The sequence below is a fragment of the Micromonospora sp. WMMC415 genome (genome assembly GCF_009707425.1).
GTDB lineage: Bacteria > Actinomycetota > Actinomycetes > Mycobacteriales > Micromonosporaceae > Micromonospora.
On the sequence record NZ_CP046104.1, the window covers coordinates 5,204,140 to 5,221,166 of the forward strand.

Consider the following 17,027-nt stretch of genomic DNA (forward strand, 5'->3'; position numbering starts at 1 on the left):
TGTGGAGGGATACTCGCCCCTGGCTTAGGCAGAGGCAAGCCAGGTGTCGCCCAGTGAACCACCTGACTAGCGTTGACGCAAGCCAGCCCGTACGCTGGTGGCATGACGGATCTGCGGGAGAACCTCGCCGCCTGGTCCTCGGCGAACTGCTCGATCGCCCGGGCGATGGACGTCGTCGGCAGCAGGTCGGCGATGCTGATCATGCGCGACGCCCTGCTCGGCACGCGCCGCTTCGACGACTTCGTCCGCCGGGTCGGCATCGGCGAGCCCGCCATGGCGGCCCGGCTCAAGGACCTGGTCGCCGCCGGCCTCCTCGAACGGATCCCCTACCGGGAGCCGGGACAGCGCACCCGCCACGAGTATCAGCTCACCCGCAAGGGCCGCGAACTGCTCCCCGTCCTCACCGCACTGCGCAGCTGGGGCGACACCTGGGCCGCCGACGACGCCGGCCCGCCCGTCCTCGCCACCCACCGCGGCTGCGGCCACCCCGTTCGGGTCGCGCTGCGCTGCGCCCAGGGCCACGACGTCACCGGGGGGGACATCGAACTCGTCGCCGGCCCCGGCCTGATCAGGAACACCGCCGAGGATCGGCAGGACGGACCCGAGCCCTGATCAAGGAACGGCAGGTCCGGCCGCGGAGACCGGCGGGCTGAGCCGCCCCTCGTTGCCGCTGCGATCCAGCCCCGACACGCAGTAGGACAGGGGGCGGCCGGGCGGAGCGGCGCGGTCGACCCAGTCGGTGCCACGGGTGACGCCGACGAGCCGCGCCGCGCCGCCGTCCACGCGGTAGACGGCGTAACTCGCGGCGCCGTCCCCGCGCCAGCTCAACCCCACTCCCCCGGTGTCCGCCCGCCGCGCGCCGGTGACCGCGGGTGCCACCGGAGGCGTCGCCGGCAGCTGCGCCATCGTGGGCACCAGCGCCGGGTCGGCGTAGTGCGCCCCGCGGTACCGGCTGACCGCGCCGAGCTTGTCGGCGCGCACCTGCCGGGCGCTGAAATGGACGCTCCCGCTGACGCCGTACCGGCGGTTGAGGGCGAGCTGACGGTCCAGCTCTGCCGGGTCGCGCCAGGCGCCGCGCTCGCCGACCCGGTAGTCGGCCTGGCCGATGTAGAGCTGCACCCGGGTGCCCCGAACCGTGGCGGTCCACCACGGCAGTAGCTTGGCGTAGTCGGCCCTGCCGAACCCGATGTGCCAGTAGAGCTGCGGCACCACGTAGTCCAGCCACTCCTCGCGTACCCACAGCCGCGTGTCGGCGTAGATGTCGTCGTAGCTCTGCAGACCGGCGGTGGCCGAGCCGGCCGGGTCGGTGCGCTTGTTGCGCCAGATGCCGAACGGGCTGATGCCGAACTTCACCCACGGCTTGATCGCCTTGATCCGCTCGCTCATCTCGCGGACCAGCGTGTTCACGTTGTCCCGGCGCCAGGCGTGCTTGTCGGTGAACCCGCGGCCGTACCGGGCGAACGCCGCGTCGTCCGGGAAGTCCTGTCCGGCCTCCGGATACGGGTAGAAGAAGTCGTCGAAGTGCACCCCGTCGACGTCGTACCGCTGGACCGCCTCCAGCATCGAGTCCTCGACGAAGGTGCGCGCCGCCGGGATGCCCGGGTTGAAGTACAGGCGGCTTCCGGGCTGGTCGGCGCTGGGATAGGTCACCGCCCAGTCGGGGTGCTGCCGCAACGGGTGGGTCGGCGCGAGCTGGTCCAGCCTGGGGCCGGGCCCGCCCACCGTCGCCGGCTGCCCGCCCCGGTACGGGTTGAACCAGGCGTGGAACTCCAGGTTGCGCGCGTGCGCCTCGGCGACCATGAACTCCATCGGGTCCCAGCCGGGGTCGCGGCCGTCGCGTCGCCCGGTCAACCACTCCGACCACGGCGCGTACCTCGACGGCCAGAGCGCGTCCCCGCTCGGCCGCACGTGCACGAAGACCGCGTTGTGGTTGTGCCGCACGGCCAGGTCCAGCCAGCTCCGGAACTCCGCCCGCACCGTCTCGGCCGGGAGACCGCGTCGGCTCGGCCAGTCGATGTTGTTCACCGTCGTGATCCACATGCCCCGCAGCTCGCGCGCCGCCCGGACCGCCCGGCCGGCGCAGACGGAGGTGCCGCCCGCCGGGCCGGCACCGAGGGCCGCCGCGCCGCCGGGCGCCGGTGCACCGCCGCCGGCCCGGTCCCGAAACGACCAGACGCCGACCGCGACCGCCACGGCGAGTACGACGACCGCCGCGACGATCGCCTGGGCACGACGGCGGCGGGCACGGGGCTGGTCGGGGGAAGGCATCGCCCCAGTCTGCCGAGTACGCCCACCGCGTGCACCAGGCGGGCCGTTACTTAACGGGCAGCTAAGAGGGCGCGCAAATAGGTCGGCGGGGATGAGCCGGGTAGGAGGTGGGCACAGGCGTCAGTGATCATGAAGGTTCCTACGCCTAGTGATCACTGGAACGCCTGTGCCCGCTGTCCCATCATGGCTGAGCGACCCCTTGTGGGACCAGTTCGCCGCGCTGCTGCCACCCCGCCCCGCTACCGATCCCACCCATCCGTTGGGCTGTCACCGCCGGCGGGTCGCCGACCGGATCGTGTTCGACAAGTTGCTGCAGGTGCTGCGGTTCGGCTGCTCCTACCAGGGCATCGCCGACTCGACCTGCTCGGCCACCACGATCCGCAACCGCCGTGACGAGTGGATCCGCCTGGGCGTGTTCGCCCAGCTCAAGACGATCGCGCTGAACGCCTACGACCGTCTCGTCGGGCTGCTGCTGGACGACCTTGCCGTCGATGGGTGCATCACCAAGGCGCCCGGCGGTGGCGAGGTCGCTGGCCGTTCACCGGTCGACCGCGGCAAGCAAGGCATGAAACGTTCGGTCATGGTCGACGCCCGCGGCATCCCACTGGGCCGCGTCCTGGCCGGCGCCAACCGCCACGACTCCCCGCTGCTGGAATCCACCCTGGACCGGCTCGACGACCTCGGCCCGCTGCCCGGCACCATCACCGTGCACCTGGACGCCGGGTACGACTCCCAGAAGACCCGCGACCTGCTCACCGCCCGCAGGCTGACCGGCGAGATCGCCCGCAAGGGCGTCAAAGCCCCGGTCCAGGCCACCCAGCGGTGGCACGTCGAGCGCACGAACGCCTGGCACAACGCCTTCAACCGGCTACAACGCTGCTACGAACGCAAAGAAGACGTGATCAACGCCTACTTCGACCTTGCCGACGCCGTCATCACCATCCGTAGCCTCATCCGTCAGGCGTGGATCCTGTACCGGTGGGACACCCGCCCCACCCGCCGACCATGAAACCCACCTATCTGCGCGACCTCTAAGGCTGGCTCGCTGATCCACCCGCGCACCACCGCGTGGTTAGGCTGTCGCCATGCTGGACCCGGTGTGTGGGAGCGACCTCGATGGCTGACGCCGACGACGTGCGCCGGTTGGCGCTGGCGCTGCCGCACGTGGTCGAGATCGACAGTGCGGGCTTCGACTTCCGGGTCGCCGACAAGGGGTTCGTCTGGTCCTACCCGGAACGCCGACCCGGTGCGCCGCGGCTGATCCGCACCGACATCGCCGTGCTGTACGTCGGTGACGAGGCGGAGAAGCAGGCACTGCTCCTCGGCGAGCCCGACCTCTTCTTCACCACGCCCGCATACGACGGCCTTCCCCTGGTCATGCTGCGGCTGACGCAGGTCGGTGTCGACCGCCTGGAAGAACTCGTCACCGACGCCTGGCGCATGCGTGCCCCGGACTCGCTCGTCGGTGACCTCGACGACGGCACCCGGCCCGTCGACGGCTGATCCGCGCGGGAGCCGTCCGGTCGGTCGAGGCGGCACTCCTCCCCGCTGAGCTGGGCGACCTTTTTCCACATTGTCCAGTGGACGATCACTGGACGCAGATGGCTTGGTGTCGGCCGGCGCCGGGTGCCAGCGTCGATGCGCAATCACCCACAGCAGAAAGGGAACTTCGTCGTGCGTATTTCGCAGAGGATCGCCGCGCTGGGACTCACGGCCGCCGCCGTGACGGCGGGGACCGTGGTTCATGCCGCACCGGCACAGGCCGCGCTCTACGGCGGGCAGTGCGGCTCCGGTTACGGCGTCGTCAACCTGATCGACCTTCCCGACCTGCGGGGCACGGTCTACCTGACCTACAACTCGTCCTCGGGCAAGAACTGCGTCGTCACCCTGCGGGAGAGGCCCGGCACCGCCACGCTGATGGAGGCCTACCTGCGCCGTTCCGGCACCTCCTCCTGGGCCAAGGACAGCGGCAACTTCACCACCTACGCCGGGCCGGTCTACGTGTCGGCGGCGGGCTCGTGCGTCGACTGGGGCGGCACCATCGGAACCGCCTCCAAGACCCGCTACGGCACCAACTGCGGCTGACCCGACCGACAGACCCGACCAGCAAGCACGGAGGAAGACACATGAAGCTCGTCAGGACCACCGCCGCAACCACCACCGTCACCGCCGCCGTGATGGCCGGAGCGTTGGCAGCGGCGACCCCGGCGTACGCGGCCACCTACGGGGGCGAGTGCGGGTCCGGCTACGGCGTGGTGAACTCCGCCTCGATCGGCTCCAAGGGGACCGTGTTCCTCACCTACAACTCGGCCACGGGCAAGAACTGCGTGGTCGCCAAGCGGAACACCGCCGGCTCGGCGGTGCTCGTCGAGGCGGGCCTCGCAATTCACCCGGTCGGAAACCACTGGACGGCCTACGACGGCGGCTACTACCGGTCCTACGCCGGTCCGATCTACCTGTCCGCGGCGGACAGGTGCGTGGACTGGATGGGCCGCATCAGCGGCACCGAGGGGGGCAAGCGCGGCACCAACTGCGGCTGACCCGTTCGGGCAGCTCTCTCCTCCGCCGCCGGGCGACCGATCCGGTGTGCGGGCGCGGAGCAGGAACGGGGGCGAAGCCCTGCCGATGGGATCCGGCAGGGCTTCGCCGCCTCACCACCGGGTCACGAGCCACCGACCCGTACGTCCAGGAACACCGGACGCTTGAGCGGGAAGTGCGTTCGTCCCTGCTCGTCGGCCATCTTCCAGTAGATCTTGCAGTGGCCCGGCTTGCTCGGCGTGCGGACGGTCACCGCGATGTCCACGGCCTCTCCCGGGCTCGTCTGCGGGATGGCGACGGCTGTCGGCGCCTGGCAGGGCGCGTCGTTCACCCGCGCCAGGTAGCGGTTCGCCCACGGCACGGTGCCCGTGTTGCGGATCCTCCAGACCTTCGTGAACGAGGAGTCGGGCGGCACCAGCGACCCGTCGGGATAGGTGATGTCGCCTTCGAACCGGGAGTCGTCATGGTCGGGCGAGGCGGCGACCGGTGGTGTCACGCCGGCATTGCTTCCGCCCGTCTGCCGGTCGACCATGACGACGGCGAGCACGGCGCCGGCGAGGGCGGCCACGGCCGCACCGACGCCGACGCCGACGCGTCGACGGCGCGCCCGGCCGGGCTCCTCGACCTCGCCGGTCGCGGACCGTGGCGTCGCCTCGGACGCCGTGGACGTCGCCGCCACCCCGGCCGGTTCCGGCATGACGCCCGCCGCCGTGGCCGTCTCCGCCGCCGGTTCCGGTGCCACGTCGGCCGCCGACGTGGTGTCCGTCGGCTGCCCGGCGGCCCTGGTCCGTATCCAGCGGTCCCGCCACTCCTTCTCGGTGGCCCGCGGGTCGTGGCCGAGCCGGTCGACGGCGAGAACCCGGACGAATTCCCAGGTCGTCTCCCAACTGGGAAGACTCCGGCCCTGCGCCGCGGCGGCCAGGGACGACTTCGAGGCCGCGGCGCCCAGGCGCACCGACATCTCCTCGTACGAGGGAGCGCCCGCGTCCTGCTTCAACCGCCACAGGCGGTCGGCGAAGGCGCCCACCGGGCCGGAACCGGGATCAGGAGGCGTCGGCCGTCGCCCCCGCCGTCGCGGTCCCCGATGCTGCCCCTGCGTTTCCTTCTCCACGTCCCCCACCTCGTCACCACCGAGCAGGCAAGCGCGGCCGCGCATCCGGCGCGTGCGCCACCATATCCGTGCCGTGATTCCGACCCCCGAAGGCGTACGGCAGCGGCAGCGGGTAGAAGCACAGGTCACGCCATTTCTCGCCGATTCCGTCGGTGCTGGACGCGCGGCGATTCCGGCTCGCGCCGGTGACCGTCGACGCGCGACGCGAAACAGTCGTGAGCTGCGGCCAAATGCATTCCTGTCGCCCGGAACGACGTCATTGAGATTTTCACCACTCGATCGGCCCGACGTTCGCGCCGGCCACCCCACACTCGGCCGCACGGCGACAACGGAAGCGCCCGGGTGCCCATGCGGCGGACCGGGCTTCCGCTCATCCGCGCCGGGGGCCACGACCAGCGTGGTACGACTGCACCAGCACTGGCCCGACGCGCACGGAGTGGGCGGGACATGACGATCGGTGGCTGGCGGGGACTGCTTCATGCCCGCGAGGGTGAGCTGCTTCTCGACCTGGTCTTCGTCTTCGCGCTCACCCGGTTCTCCGAGCGTCTGATCGAGGACTTCACGACGGAGCGGCGGATCGTCCTGCCGGAACTCGGCCAGACTGTGCTGCTGCTGCTCGCGCTCTGGCTGATCTGGATCCACGCGGCGTTCGTGACCAGCGTCCTCGGGCCGCGGGATCGGGCGGTCCAACCGGTGATCGTCTGGATCATGTTCGGCAGCATGATCATCGCGGTCACGTTGCCCCACGCGTTCGGCGACCGCGCGGTGGTCTTCGCGATCACGTACGTCGCCATCCAACTCGGCAAGCCCGTCGTCCTGATGCTCGGACGGTACGACCGCGAGGGCCACGCCCCCGCGCGGGCGCTCTGCTGGGCGGCGCTGTCCGCCGTCCCCTGGCTCGCCGGGGCCGCCCTCTTCGCATAGAGTCCCACACGCGGGATCCTGTGGACGCTGGCGCTGGCACTGGACTACACGGGGCTCTTCCTCGGCTGGCCGGTACCACGGTTCGGCCGCACCCGATTGCACGACTGGAGAATCGCCGGCGAGCATCTCGCCGAACGCTTTCAGCAGTTCGTCATCATCACGCTCGGAGAGACGATCCTGCTCACCGGACTGACGTTCGCCGAAAAGTTCACCCCCGACCGGGTGGCACCCACCGTGGTGTCCTTTGCCAGCACGGTGCTCATCTGGCGAATCTACTTTCACCGGGCCGGGGCGCTGTTTCCCGCGGCCATTGAGACCGTCCCCGACCCGGCCCGCCTCGGTTGGTCAGCGGTCCACACCCACCTGATCATCGTGGCCGGCATCCTCGCGACCGGCGTCTCCCACGCACTGGTCATCGACAATCCGGTCGGGCACGAGGACCCGTTGTGGCTCGCGGTCATCCTGGGCGGGCCCGCGCTGTTCCTGGCCGGGCGTTCCCTCCTGGAGTACCAGGTGTTCGCCCGGGTCTCCGCGTCCCGGGTCGTCGGGCTGCTCGCGCTTGCCGCCCTGGTGCCGCTGACGGTCGCCCGGACACCGGCGACCGCCGCCAACGCCCAAGTCGTCGTCCTGGCCGCAGTGGCGGTGTGGGACGCGATCCGCGAGCGGAGACACCCGGGCGAGGCGCCCGCACCACCGTCGCGTCGGCCCGCCACCTGATTCACACCGGCGCCAAATCGGCGTTACCGGACGACGCCGCGCCTTCTTGACTAGCGTGGGTGCGGAGCCGATCAGCGGGAGGTGATGCCGGTGACGATGGAAGCGGAGCGCACCCTGCGGGCGGAGGACGTCAGCCACCTGGCGGAGCTCGCCGCCCAGTTGCGGGTGGACTCGATCAGGTGCAGCACGAAGGCCGGCTCCGGTCACCCGACCTCGAGCCTGTCCGCCGCCGACCTGCTCGCCGTGCTGATCTCCCGGCACCTGCGGTACGACTGGGCGGACCCGGGCGGTCGCGCCAACGACCATCTGATCTTCTCCAAGGGCCACGCCTCGCCGCTGCTGTACGCGGTCTTCAAAGCCGTCGGGGCGATCACCGACCAGGAGCTGGTCGACACGTACCGTCAGTTCGGGTCGCGCCTGCAGGGACACCCGACGCCGGCGCTGCCCTGGGTCGACGTCGCCACCGGTTCGCTCGGTCAGGGGCTGCCCGTCGGCGTCGGGATCGCGCTGGCCGGTCGGTACCTCGACCGGCTGCCGTTCCACGTGTGGGTGCTCTGCGGGGACAGCGAGACGGCCGAGGGCTCCGTCTGGGAGGCCCTGGACAAGGCCGGCCACTACGGCCTGCACAACCTCACCGCGATCGTCGACGTGAACCGGTTCGGGCAGCGCGGGGAGACCGAGCTGGCCTGGGATCTGGACACCTACCGGCGACGGGTCGAGGCGTTCGGTTGCCAGGCGATCGTCGTCGACGGCCACGACCTGGTGGCCGTCGACGACGCGCTCGGCCGGGCCCGGCAGGCGACCGGCCCCACCGTCGTGCTCGCGCGGACAGTCAAGGGCAGCGGGGTGCCCGACGTCGAGAACCAGCCGGGCTGGCACGGCAAGCCGATGAAACCCGAGGCGGCCGAGCGGGCCGTCGAGGCCCTCGGCGGCGTACGCCAGATCCGCGTCACCGGGCCGCGGCCCGAGCCGGCCCCGCCCGCCGCCACCCCGACCGGCGGGCCACCGGAGCTGCCGCGCTACGACCGGGGCGCGAAGGTGGCCACCCGGAACGCGTACGGTGATGCGCTGCGCGCGCTCGGCTCACGGCCGGACGTGGTCGCCCTCGACGGCGAGGTCAGCGACTCCACCCGCGCCGACCGGTTCGCCGAGGCGTACCCCGACCGGTTCTTCGAGATGTTCATCTCCGAACAGCAGATGGTCGCCGCGGCGGTCGGCCTGCAGGTGCGCGGCTACCGGCCCTTCGCCTCGACCTTCGCCGCCTTCCTTTCCCGCGCCTACGACTTCATCCGGATGGCCGCCATCTCCCGCGCCGACATCGCCCTGTCCGGGTCCCACGCCGGCGTGGAGATCGGGGCGGACGGCCCGTCGCAGATGGGGCTGGAGGACCTGGCCGCCATGCGCGCCATCCACGGCTCCACCGTCCTCTATCCCAGTGACGCCGTGTCCTGCGTCGCCCTGGTCGCCCAGATGGTCGACCGCGCGGGCATCACCTACGTGCGCACCACCCGGGGCGCGTACCCCGTCCTCTACGACAACGACGAGACCTTCCCGATCGGCGGCAGCAAGCAGGTGCGCGGCGGTGGCGACGACCACGTCGCGCTCATCGGCGCCGGGGTGACGGTGCACAACTGCCTCGCCGCCGCCGACGAACTGGCGGGCGAGGGCATCAACGCCCGGGTCATCGACCTGTACTCGGTCAAGCCCCTGGACTCCGACCGGCTGCTGGGCGCCGTCCGGGACACGGGCGGCCGGCTGGTGGTCGTCGAGGACCACTACCCGCAGGGCGGGCTCGGTTCCGCCGTCCTCGAGTCGCTGGCGGACCTCGCCGTGCCCGCCCGGGTGACCCGCCTGGCGGTACGGGGGCTGCCCACCTCCGGGACGCCCACCGAGCTGATGGACCAGGCGGGTATCGGCGTGACAGCCATCGTCGAGGCGACCCGCGCCCTGCTGGCCAACACGCACTGACCGCCGGCCCCGGTCGGGGTCCCCGGCGGTCAACGTGGCCGTCGTGTCGGGTGTCCGGTGTCGGAGAAGAGAGGACCGGTCCCGCGCGACGGTCCGGCCCTCTCCCCCGGCCCGCCGACGTTCAGAGAAGGCCGTCGGCGATGCCCAGCGGCCCGGTCGTCGACGCCGAAACCTCGCCGTGCGCGCCGGCGTCACCGTAGACGTGACCGCTCACGCCGGTGTCGACGGTGCCGGTGACGCCGGAGACGACCCCGTCCACCTGCCCCGTCACGCCGCCCGCGGTGGACGGCACGTCCACCGCCAGGAGCACGCCGCCGGAGCCGTCGCCGAGGCCGAGCCCACCCAGGGTGTCGTCGACTCCGAGCGAACCGACGACGCCCTCCACCTGGCCGTGCGTGCCGGCGAGGGGGCCGCCGAGCAGGCCGTCGGCGACGCCGAGCAGGCCCGAGTCGGTGGTCGCCAGCAGCGCGTCCGGGCTGGCGACCGTGGTGGTGACGTCCCCGACCGCCGGGGCGGTCGCGACCTCCACCGCGCCCACCACGTCCGCGTCGAGCGTGTGGGCCACGTCGTGCACCCCGGTCAGGTCCGTGGCCAGGCCGTCCGACCCGACGCCCACGCCGATTCCCGGCAGCAGGTACGCCCCTGCCGTCACGCTGCTCGGGTCCACGGCGATCGCGCCCAGGGCGCCGGCCGCGACACTCACCCCGCTGTCCGAGCTGCTGACACTGATCTGCTGCGTGACGTACTGCAACTGGCCGACCACGTCGGTGGCGTCGGTCACCAGCGGCCCGAAGCCGAGCTGGCCGGTGACCGAGGTGACCGCCGAAACGCCGTACGCCGGAACGTGGTCGACCACCAGCGGGACGACCTCCTGCACGTCCGCGACGGTGATGTCGGTCAGCCCCGCCGCCAGGAGCTCGCCCTGCGGGTCGAGCTCGAAGGCCGACAGCGCGGCCGAATCGGTGACCAGGTTGAGCACGAAGTCGTGCAGGGTCTGGTGCCCCTCCGCGTGCACCGTCTGGTGCGATTCCACGTGCGCGGGCTGCTGCGTGTCCGCCTGCGCACTCTGGTGCGAATCCGCGTGCAGGGTCTGGTACGAGTCCATGTGCGGGTACTCCTCGGAAGAGGGCCATCGAGCGTCGACAGCGACGCTATGGCCGACGCCGGGACGGCACATCGGGGATGCGCCCGCAAGCTTGCCGGCCCGATCCGGGCCGGCACCGCTCGCGGAGCCAGGGGGGACGGGGATCCGTGCGCCGGGGGTGGGCCCGCTATGCCCGGGGGGCGTACCGCGGACGATAGGGGCTCTAGGGGGTGCCCCTCATCGGTGCGAGGGGCGTCGGCTGCCGGTCATGCCTTCGGCGGGGAGAGCGCCGTGCGGAGCTGCCGGCGTGAGCTGATTCCGAGCTTGCCGAAGACGTTGCCGAGGTGCCACTCCACCGTGCGGGGACTGATGAACATCTGGGCGGCGATCTCGGAGTTGGTGTGTCCGTCTCTGGCCAGCCTGGCGATCTGTGCCTCCTGGCTGGTGAGTTCGGTGGCCGTTTCGGCCCGCCGCCTGCGTACCGTTTCCCCGGTGGCCAGAAGCTCCCGACGGGCGCGCTCGGCGAGACCGTCGGCTCCCATCCGGCTGAATGCCTCGTAGGCGGAACGTAGCTGGGTGCGGCTCTCCTGCCGGCGGTTCTGGCGACGCAGCCACTCGCCGTACAGCAGGCGGGCGCGGGCCAGGTGGACGACGATGCGACACCGGCCGAGGTGCTCGATCGCCTCCCGGTAGAGCGCATCGGCAACCTGTTCGTCGCTGAGGAGCGCCCGGGAGCATGCCTCCACGCCAAGGGCCCAGTGCGTTCCGCTCGCGCGGGTACGTACGGTGAGCTTGTCCAGCGCCGCCGCGGCGGGCTCCGGCTGCCCGCTGCGGGCGGCAGCCTCGATCAGTTCGAACAGCGCCCACCCGAAGAAACCCAGGTCCTCGTACTGGCAGGCCCGGGTCGCGGCGGCCAGCGCCGTCTCGTAGTGGCCGAGGCCGTTGTACAGCGCCGCGGTCGCGTAGTGGGCGAGGCTGACCGTTCGTCCCTCCCCCCAGGCGCTCACCTCCTCGATGGTCGTCTCGATGAGGTCCATCGCCTCGGATTCCTCTGCTCGCCAGGCGTTGAGGACCAGTGACGTGTACATCATCGGTGCGCCGCCCGTCGCCGCCGAGATGGCGGTCGCTTCGTCGATCAACGCCGAGGCGGTACCGAACTCTCCCGCGAAGACGTGGTAGCCCGCCTTGTACGTCAGGGCCATCGGGAGGACGGAGAGCGCCCCCGTTTCACGGGCGATGCGGACGGCGGCGTTCGCCATCTCGTGCCAGGCGTCGTCGTCCCACACCTCTGGGACGAGCGGCTCGGGTATCACCCGGAACGCCAGCCACAGCCAGCGGCTGTCCGCGTCCGTCGCGCCGGATCGCTGTTGCTGCCGGATGATGTACAGCGCACGCTTGACGGCGTCGACGCCGGCCGCATGACCATCGATGATCAGCCCCGCCATGGCGTCGAGGAGGACGTCGACCTCCCGTGACGGCGTCGGCGGCGAGGGTCCGGCGCGGACCGCCTCGGCCACCGCCCGCTGCCCGGGCCCTTCACTGAGACGGCCGGCGAAGATCGCCGCGCCGAACGCCTCCAACAGCGTGTCACGGGCAAGGGCGGCGTCGAGGGGCGCGAGCCGGTGCGCGGCGTCGAGCAGAAGCCGCGGTGCGGTACCGCAGCGGAGCCGGGAGAACACCAACCGGGCTCGCAACCGCTCGAGCCGGGCCCGCCGCAGGTCGTCCAGTGGGCCCGCCTCCGCGACCGCCAGCAGGTTGTCGGCCTGTTCCGCGCCACCGGCCTCGATGTCGAGCTGCGCGGCGGCCAGCGCTCGGGCGACGCGTCGCGCGGGATCGGGCGTCAGCTCCGCCGCCCGCCGCAGGAAGCAGGCGGCGGCAGCGGCTCCGCCCCTGCCCTGCGCGCGGTCGGCCGAGAGCTCCAGATCGGCGGCGACGCTCTCGTCGGGCCCGGGGGCGGCCTGAGCACGGTGCCACGCCCTGCGGTCGGGATCCAGGTGGGGATCGGTGGCCTGCGCCAAGGCTCGGTGCGCCGTCCGGCGATCCGCCGGGGGCGTCCGTTGGTAGACGGCGGAGCGCACCAGCGGGTGGCGGAAGCGCACCCTGGCGCCGAACTCGACCAGTCCTCTGCTCTCGGCCGGGCATGCGGCGTCCGCCGGGATCGCCTGCAGACCGGCTGCGCGCCACAGCAGGCCTCCGTCTCCGGTCGGCTCAGCCGCTGCGATCACCAACAGCCGCTGACTGTCCGGCGGTAAGGACAGGAACTGCTGGTGGAAGGCATCCTCCAGGTGGTTCGCCACGGGGTCCCGGCCGGCGAGCCAGAACCCGCCCGCCAACTCGGCGGGTCCGAGCGCATGTGGCAGGTGCAGCAGGGCCATCGGATTGCCGTGAGCCTCGGCGACGATCCGGTCCCGCACCAACGGGTCGAGCGGGGCGGGGCAGGCCGACGCCAGAAGGGCACGCGCGTCGGCCTCGCTGAGGCCCTCCACGACCAGCTCCGGAAGACCGGCCAGCTCACGAGCGGGCTCCCGCAGCGCGAAGATCAACGCGATGGGTTCCGCCATCAACCGCCTGGCGACGAACGCCAGCACCCCCATGGACTCGTCATCGAGCCACTGCGCGTCGTCGACGAGGCAGGCCAACGGCCGGTTCTCCGCGGCGCCGGCCAGCAGTCCGAGCACCGCCAGGCCGACGAGGAAGGGACTCGGTGCCTCGCCCTCCTGCAGCCCGAACGCGACGGCCAACGCATCGCACTGCGGTCCGGGCAACTCGTGGAGCCGACCCAGCATCGGCGCACAGAGCTGATGGAGGGCGGCGAACGGAAGGCCCATCTCCGACTCGATGCCCGCGATGGCCAACGTGCGGAACCCGGCCGCCCGGCCGGCTGCGTGATCCAGCAACGCGGTCTTGCCGATCCCGGCCTCCCCGCGAAGGACCAGAACCGCACTGCCCCCGGCCCGTACCCGGGCGAGCACCCGCTCCAACGCGGCCAGCTCCCGGCCTCGGCCTCGCAGTTCGACGCGCGTGTCGATGGCGGGCACCCCCATGCGTCGATCTTCCTGGTCGCGGCGTGCCAGGCCGCACGACCAATGCGGTCATTTTACCCAAATCGGGTCGGCGCTCTCCGGGTCAATGTCGACCCGGAGGTGACCTCGCGGGTTCGGGGCGGACGTGGCGAGTCACCCCAGACTGGACGTGACCTGCCCAAAGGTCGCCGATCCGAGGCGCGAGGAGCGCCACCCCGGGGTTCGGCCACGGGGCCGGACCCGGGGGTTTCCCTGGGGCGGCGCACGCCCACCTCGGCGATCGTGGACGGGCCGGCGCACGAGGGGCACGGACCCGCCAGGACAACGGCCCCACCCGGACGCCCTCGTGCGAAAGAAGGCCGGCGCATGCCGTTTGTCAGCGGCAAAGGGCAGAACGCCCGTTTCAATCACCCATCAGCACAGAAAGGAAACCCTGCATGTCTGCCACACAGGACGTGCCCGCGATTCGACGGTTCCGGGTCGAGGTCCCGGAGGCGGAGCTCAAGGAGCTGCGAAAGCGCATCCTGGCCACGCGCTGGCCCGAGAAGGAAACCGTCGACGACCAGTCGCAGGGCCCGCAGCTCGCCACGATGAAGGAACTCGCGCGCTACTGGGCCTCGGAGTACGACTGGCGCAAGGTCGAGGCCAGGCTGAACTCCCTGCCGCAGTTCATCACCGAGATCGACGGCCTCGACATCCACTTCGTCCACGTGCGGTCGAAGCACGAGAACGCCCTGCCGCTCATCGTCGCGCACGGCTGGCCGGGCTCGATCATCGAACAGCTCAAGATCATCGAGCCACTGACCGATCCCACCGCACACGGCGGCACCGCGGAGGACGCCTTCCACGTGGTGATTCCGTCGATGCCCGGCTACGGGTACTCGGGCAAGCCGACGGCGACCGGCTGGGGGCCGGACCGCATCGGTCGCGCCTGGGTGGAGCTGATGAAGCGCCTCGGCTACGACCGGTTCGTGGCGCAGGGCGGCGACTGGGGCGCGGTCGTCGTGGACCTGATGGCCGCGGAGGCGCCCGACGGGCTGCTCGGGATCCACACCAACATGCCCGGCGTGATCCCGACCGAGATCGACAACCTGTTCCACAAGAACATCATCGGGGCGGCCAACGCCCTCGAGTCGCTGCCGGCCGATCTCTCACCGGAGGAGCGGCAGACGTGCGAGCAGTTGGACTTCGTGTGGAAGCACGTCACGTACGCCCTCCAGATGGCCGCTCGCCCGCAGACGCTGACCGGGTTGGCGGACTCGCCCGTCTTCCTGGCCGCCTGGATGCTCGACCATGACGCGGCGAGCCTGGCACTGATCTCACGATCCTTCGCCGGGGTGCCCGAGGGTCTGACGCGCGACGACGTCCTCGACAACATCACCCACTTCTGGCTGACGAACTCGGGGGTCTCCGCGGCGCGACTCTATGCGGAGAACAGGTTCTCGTTCTTCGGCGTCAAGGGTGTCACGATCCCCGTTGCCGTGAGCGTCTTCCCGGACGAGCTCTACCAGGCCCCAAAGAGCTGGGCAGAGCGGGCGTACCCCGATTTGATCCACTACAACCGGGTCGACAAGGGCGGTCACTTCGCGGCGTGGGAGCAGCCGCGAATCCTCGTGGAGGAGGTGCGCGCCGGCTTCCGGTCGCTTCGCTAGGCGACCGCGCCTGACCGGCGGAGCATGCTCCGACCGGGCGAGGGCGGCCGAGTGGCTCACTTCCAGCCTCTCGGCCGCCCTCGCCCGGTCGCCTACTGGAATCGCGCCGCTCGACCCTGCGGCTGGCGTCCTGTTCGTACCATGGCGCCCTGGGTGTGGGAGGTCGTCATGTCGGTCCGGAACCGAGCAAATACACCGTGGCTCCCGCCGCGCTGGTTCATCCGTCTGGCCTGGTCGGTGCACCGGGGCCTGTACCGGGTCTGCCGCGGCCGGGTCGGCCTGTGGCGGCCACGCGCGAATCGCTGGGGCACGCTACGGCTGACCACCACCGGGCGCCGCACCGGTCAGCAGCGCAGCGTCATCCTCGGGTACGTCGAGGACGGGCCGAACCTGGTCACGTTGGCGATGAACGGGTGGGGCGAGGCCGAGCCCGCCTGGTGGCTCAACCTGCAGGCGCACCCGGACGTGACCGTCGACCTGGTCGACGGGCAGCGACCGGTACGCGGTCGCGCCGCGACCGGTGACGAGCGGTCGAGGCTGTGGGCCCGCTGGTGCGAGATCGACACGAATCTCGACGGCTTCGCGGCGCGGCGGCCGTCCGAGACCGCGGTGGTGGTCCTGGAGCCGGGATTCGGCACGTCGGACGCGGGGAGCGCGCGGGAGCGTCCCTAGTCCTCGTCCGTGACGCGGATGATGACCTTCCCGGGCGCTCGGGGGGCGTCGGGCCCGAATGCGGCCACCGCCTCCGACAGGGGCCGGATCGCTCCGATGTTCGGGGTGAGTCGTCCGTCGCGCAGTCGCGCGGCCAGTTCGGTGAGTTGAGAGCGGTCGGCTTCGACGACGAAGAAGACCGCGCGGCCGTTCTGGGGCTGGACCTCTGGCGGGCCGGCGATGGTGACGAGCGTGCCGCCGGGACGCACGAGTGCGGTCGAGCGGTCCCGGATGTCGCCGCCGATCACGTCGAAGACCACATCGACCTGTCCGACGTGCTCCAGACTCTCGTGCTCGAGATCCACGAACGCGGCGACGCCGAGCTTCAGCGCGGTGTCCCGGTCGCGCGCACGGCCGGTGCCGATCACTCGTACGCCCACCTCGCGGGCGAGCTGGACCGCGAGCGAGCCGACACCGCCCGCGGCGCCGTGGATCAGGACGGTCTGACCCGGTTCCACGCGGGCGTGGACGAAGAGGGCCTGCCAGGCGGTCAGTCCGGAGATCACCCCGGCCGTGGCCACCGCGTGGTCGACGTCCCCGGGCAGCGGGGCGAGGTTGCGTGCCTCGACGGCCACGTACTCGGCCAGCGAACCGTTACGCGTCCAGTCGGTCAGGCCGAACACCCGCTGTCCCACGCTCAGCCCCGTGGTGCCGTAGCCCAGCTCGGTCACGACACCGGACACCTCGTGCCCGGGAACGGACGGGGTACGGTCCCGGCCGGCCCGGTCGGTCCAGGTCCCCGGCCAGGTCAACTCCCCGGGGGTGAACCCTGCCGCGTGCACGCGCACCATGACCTCGTTCTCCGCCAGATGCGGGTGCGGCAGCTCGGTCAGCGTCAGCCCGGCCAGTCCGGCCTCTCGATCCCGCACAGTGATCGCTTGCACAACAGCTCCCCTCTCTGGTGAGGTCCGTGCGGCACCGTCATCCCGATGGGCTCCGCTCCGTCACATCCTCTCCGGTGTCCGCACCGGACGGGGCAGGATTACCGATCTGCCCAACGGTTGTGGGGCATCGACGCGGCGTGCGCGGCC

At 71.6% G+C, this 17,027-nt stretch carries 13 protein-coding genes and 1 pseudogene; 9 read left to right on the top strand and 5 right to left on the bottom strand.

Translation table 11 applies throughout. From position 1 onward, the window contains the following. The first annotated feature begins 102 nt into the window (after positions 1 to 102). Entirely contained in the window at positions 103 to 612 is a 510-nt protein-coding gene (locus GKC29_RS24415) for a helix-turn-helix domain-containing protein (RefSeq protein ID WP_155333047.1), read from the top strand. On the opposite strand, the gene GKC29_RS24420 is transcribed toward GKC29_RS24415, so the two are convergent. Further along, a complete protein-coding gene (locus GKC29_RS24420) occupies positions 613 to 2,268 on the bottom strand; it encodes a glycoside hydrolase family 10 protein (protein ID WP_155333048.1) in 1,656 nt (551 codons plus the stop codon). Positions 2,269 to 2,434: 166 nt separating this feature from the next. Here GKC29_RS24420 and GKC29_RS24425 point away from each other — a divergent pair, with 166 nt between their 5' ends. From GKC29_RS24425 to GKC29_RS24440, 4 genes are all read left to right on the top strand, one after another. Next, positions 2,435 to 3,277 (top strand): IS5 family transposase, encoded by an 843-nt coding sequence (locus tag GKC29_RS24425; protein WP_155328897.1) that lies wholly within the window; start codon positions 2,435 to 2,437, stop codon positions 3,275 to 3,277. A 107-nt stretch (positions 3,278 to 3,384) separates the two neighbouring features. Continuing rightward, the gene (locus tag GKC29_RS24430) at positions 3,385 to 3,771 is read left to right on the top strand and encodes an MmcQ/YjbR family DNA-binding protein (protein WP_155333049.1); all 387 of its coding nucleotides are present in this window, start codon (positions 3,385 to 3,387) and stop codon (positions 3,769 to 3,771) included. A 171-nt stretch (positions 3,772 to 3,942) separates the two neighbouring features. Further along, positions 3,943 to 4,353: a hypothetical protein gene (locus tag GKC29_RS24435; RefSeq protein WP_230688799.1), complete on the top strand. Its 411-nt coding sequence runs from the start codon at positions 3,943 to 3,945 to the stop codon at positions 4,351 to 4,353. A 41-nt stretch (positions 4,354 to 4,394) separates the two neighbouring features. Then, on the top strand, positions 4,395 to 4,808 hold the full coding sequence (locus GKC29_RS24440; RefSeq protein WP_155333051.1) for a spore-associated protein A: 414 nt from the start codon (positions 4,395 to 4,397) through the stop codon (positions 4,806 to 4,808). Positions 4,809 to 4,930: 122 nt separating this feature from the next. Here the strand turns inward: GKC29_RS24440 and GKC29_RS24445 are convergent, their stop codons facing one another. Then, positions 4,931 to 5,962 carry an NBR1-Ig-like domain-containing protein gene (locus GKC29_RS24445; RefSeq protein WP_155333052.1) on the bottom strand — a complete coding sequence of 344 codons (1,032 nt, stop codon included), beginning with the start codon at positions 5,960 to 5,962 and terminating at the stop codon, positions 4,931 to 4,933. 402 nt (positions 5,963 to 6,364) lie between these two features. Between GKC29_RS24445 and GKC29_RS30155 the strand changes: the two are divergent. Both GKC29_RS30155 and GKC29_RS24460 read left to right on the top strand, forming a co-directional pair. Then, positions 6,365 to 7,558: pseudogene (locus tag GKC29_RS30155) on the top strand (low temperature requirement protein A). A 96-nt stretch (positions 7,559 to 7,654) separates the two neighbouring features. Further along, positions 7,655 to 9,526, top strand: a complete 1,872-nt coding sequence (locus GKC29_RS24460) for a transketolase (protein ID WP_230689108.1) — start codon at positions 7,655 to 7,657, stop codon at positions 9,524 to 9,526. A 121-nt stretch (positions 9,527 to 9,647) separates the two neighbouring features. On the opposite strand, the gene GKC29_RS24465 is transcribed toward GKC29_RS24460, so the two are convergent. Together GKC29_RS24465 and GKC29_RS24470 are read right to left on the bottom strand one after the other, a co-directional pair. Beyond that, on the bottom strand, positions 9,648 to 10,631 hold the full coding sequence (locus GKC29_RS24465) for an IniB N-terminal domain-containing protein (protein WP_155333056.1): 984 nt from the start codon (positions 10,629 to 10,631) through the stop codon (positions 9,648 to 9,650). A gap of 245 nt (positions 10,632 to 10,876) precedes the next feature. Further along, positions 10,877 to 13,654 carry an AAA family ATPase gene (locus GKC29_RS24470; RefSeq protein WP_155333057.1) on the bottom strand — a complete coding sequence of 926 codons (2,778 nt, stop codon included), beginning with the start codon at positions 13,652 to 13,654 and terminating at the stop codon, positions 10,877 to 10,879. A gap of 416 nt (positions 13,655 to 14,070) precedes the next feature. On the opposite strand from GKC29_RS24470, the gene GKC29_RS24475 reads away from it, so the two are divergent. After that, complete coding sequence (locus GKC29_RS24475) at positions 14,071 to 15,285, top strand: epoxide hydrolase family protein (protein ID WP_155333058.1); 1,215 nt, start codon at positions 14,071 to 14,073, stop codon at positions 15,283 to 15,285. Positions 15,286 to 15,453: 168 nt separating this feature from the next. Beyond that, positions 15,454 to 15,957: a nitroreductase/quinone reductase family protein gene (locus GKC29_RS24480; RefSeq protein WP_155333059.1), complete on the top strand. Its 504-nt coding sequence runs from the start codon at positions 15,454 to 15,456 to the stop codon at positions 15,955 to 15,957. On the opposite strand, the gene GKC29_RS24485 is transcribed toward GKC29_RS24480, so the two are convergent. Beyond that, the gene (locus GKC29_RS24485) at positions 15,954 to 16,865 is read right to left on the bottom strand and encodes an NADP-dependent oxidoreductase (protein WP_230688800.1); all 912 of its coding nucleotides are present in this window, start codon (positions 16,863 to 16,865) and stop codon (positions 15,954 to 15,956) included. The two genes, GKC29_RS24480 and GKC29_RS24485, sit on opposite strands and share 4 nt — an antisense overlap. Positions 16,866 to 17,027 lie beyond the last annotated feature (162 nt).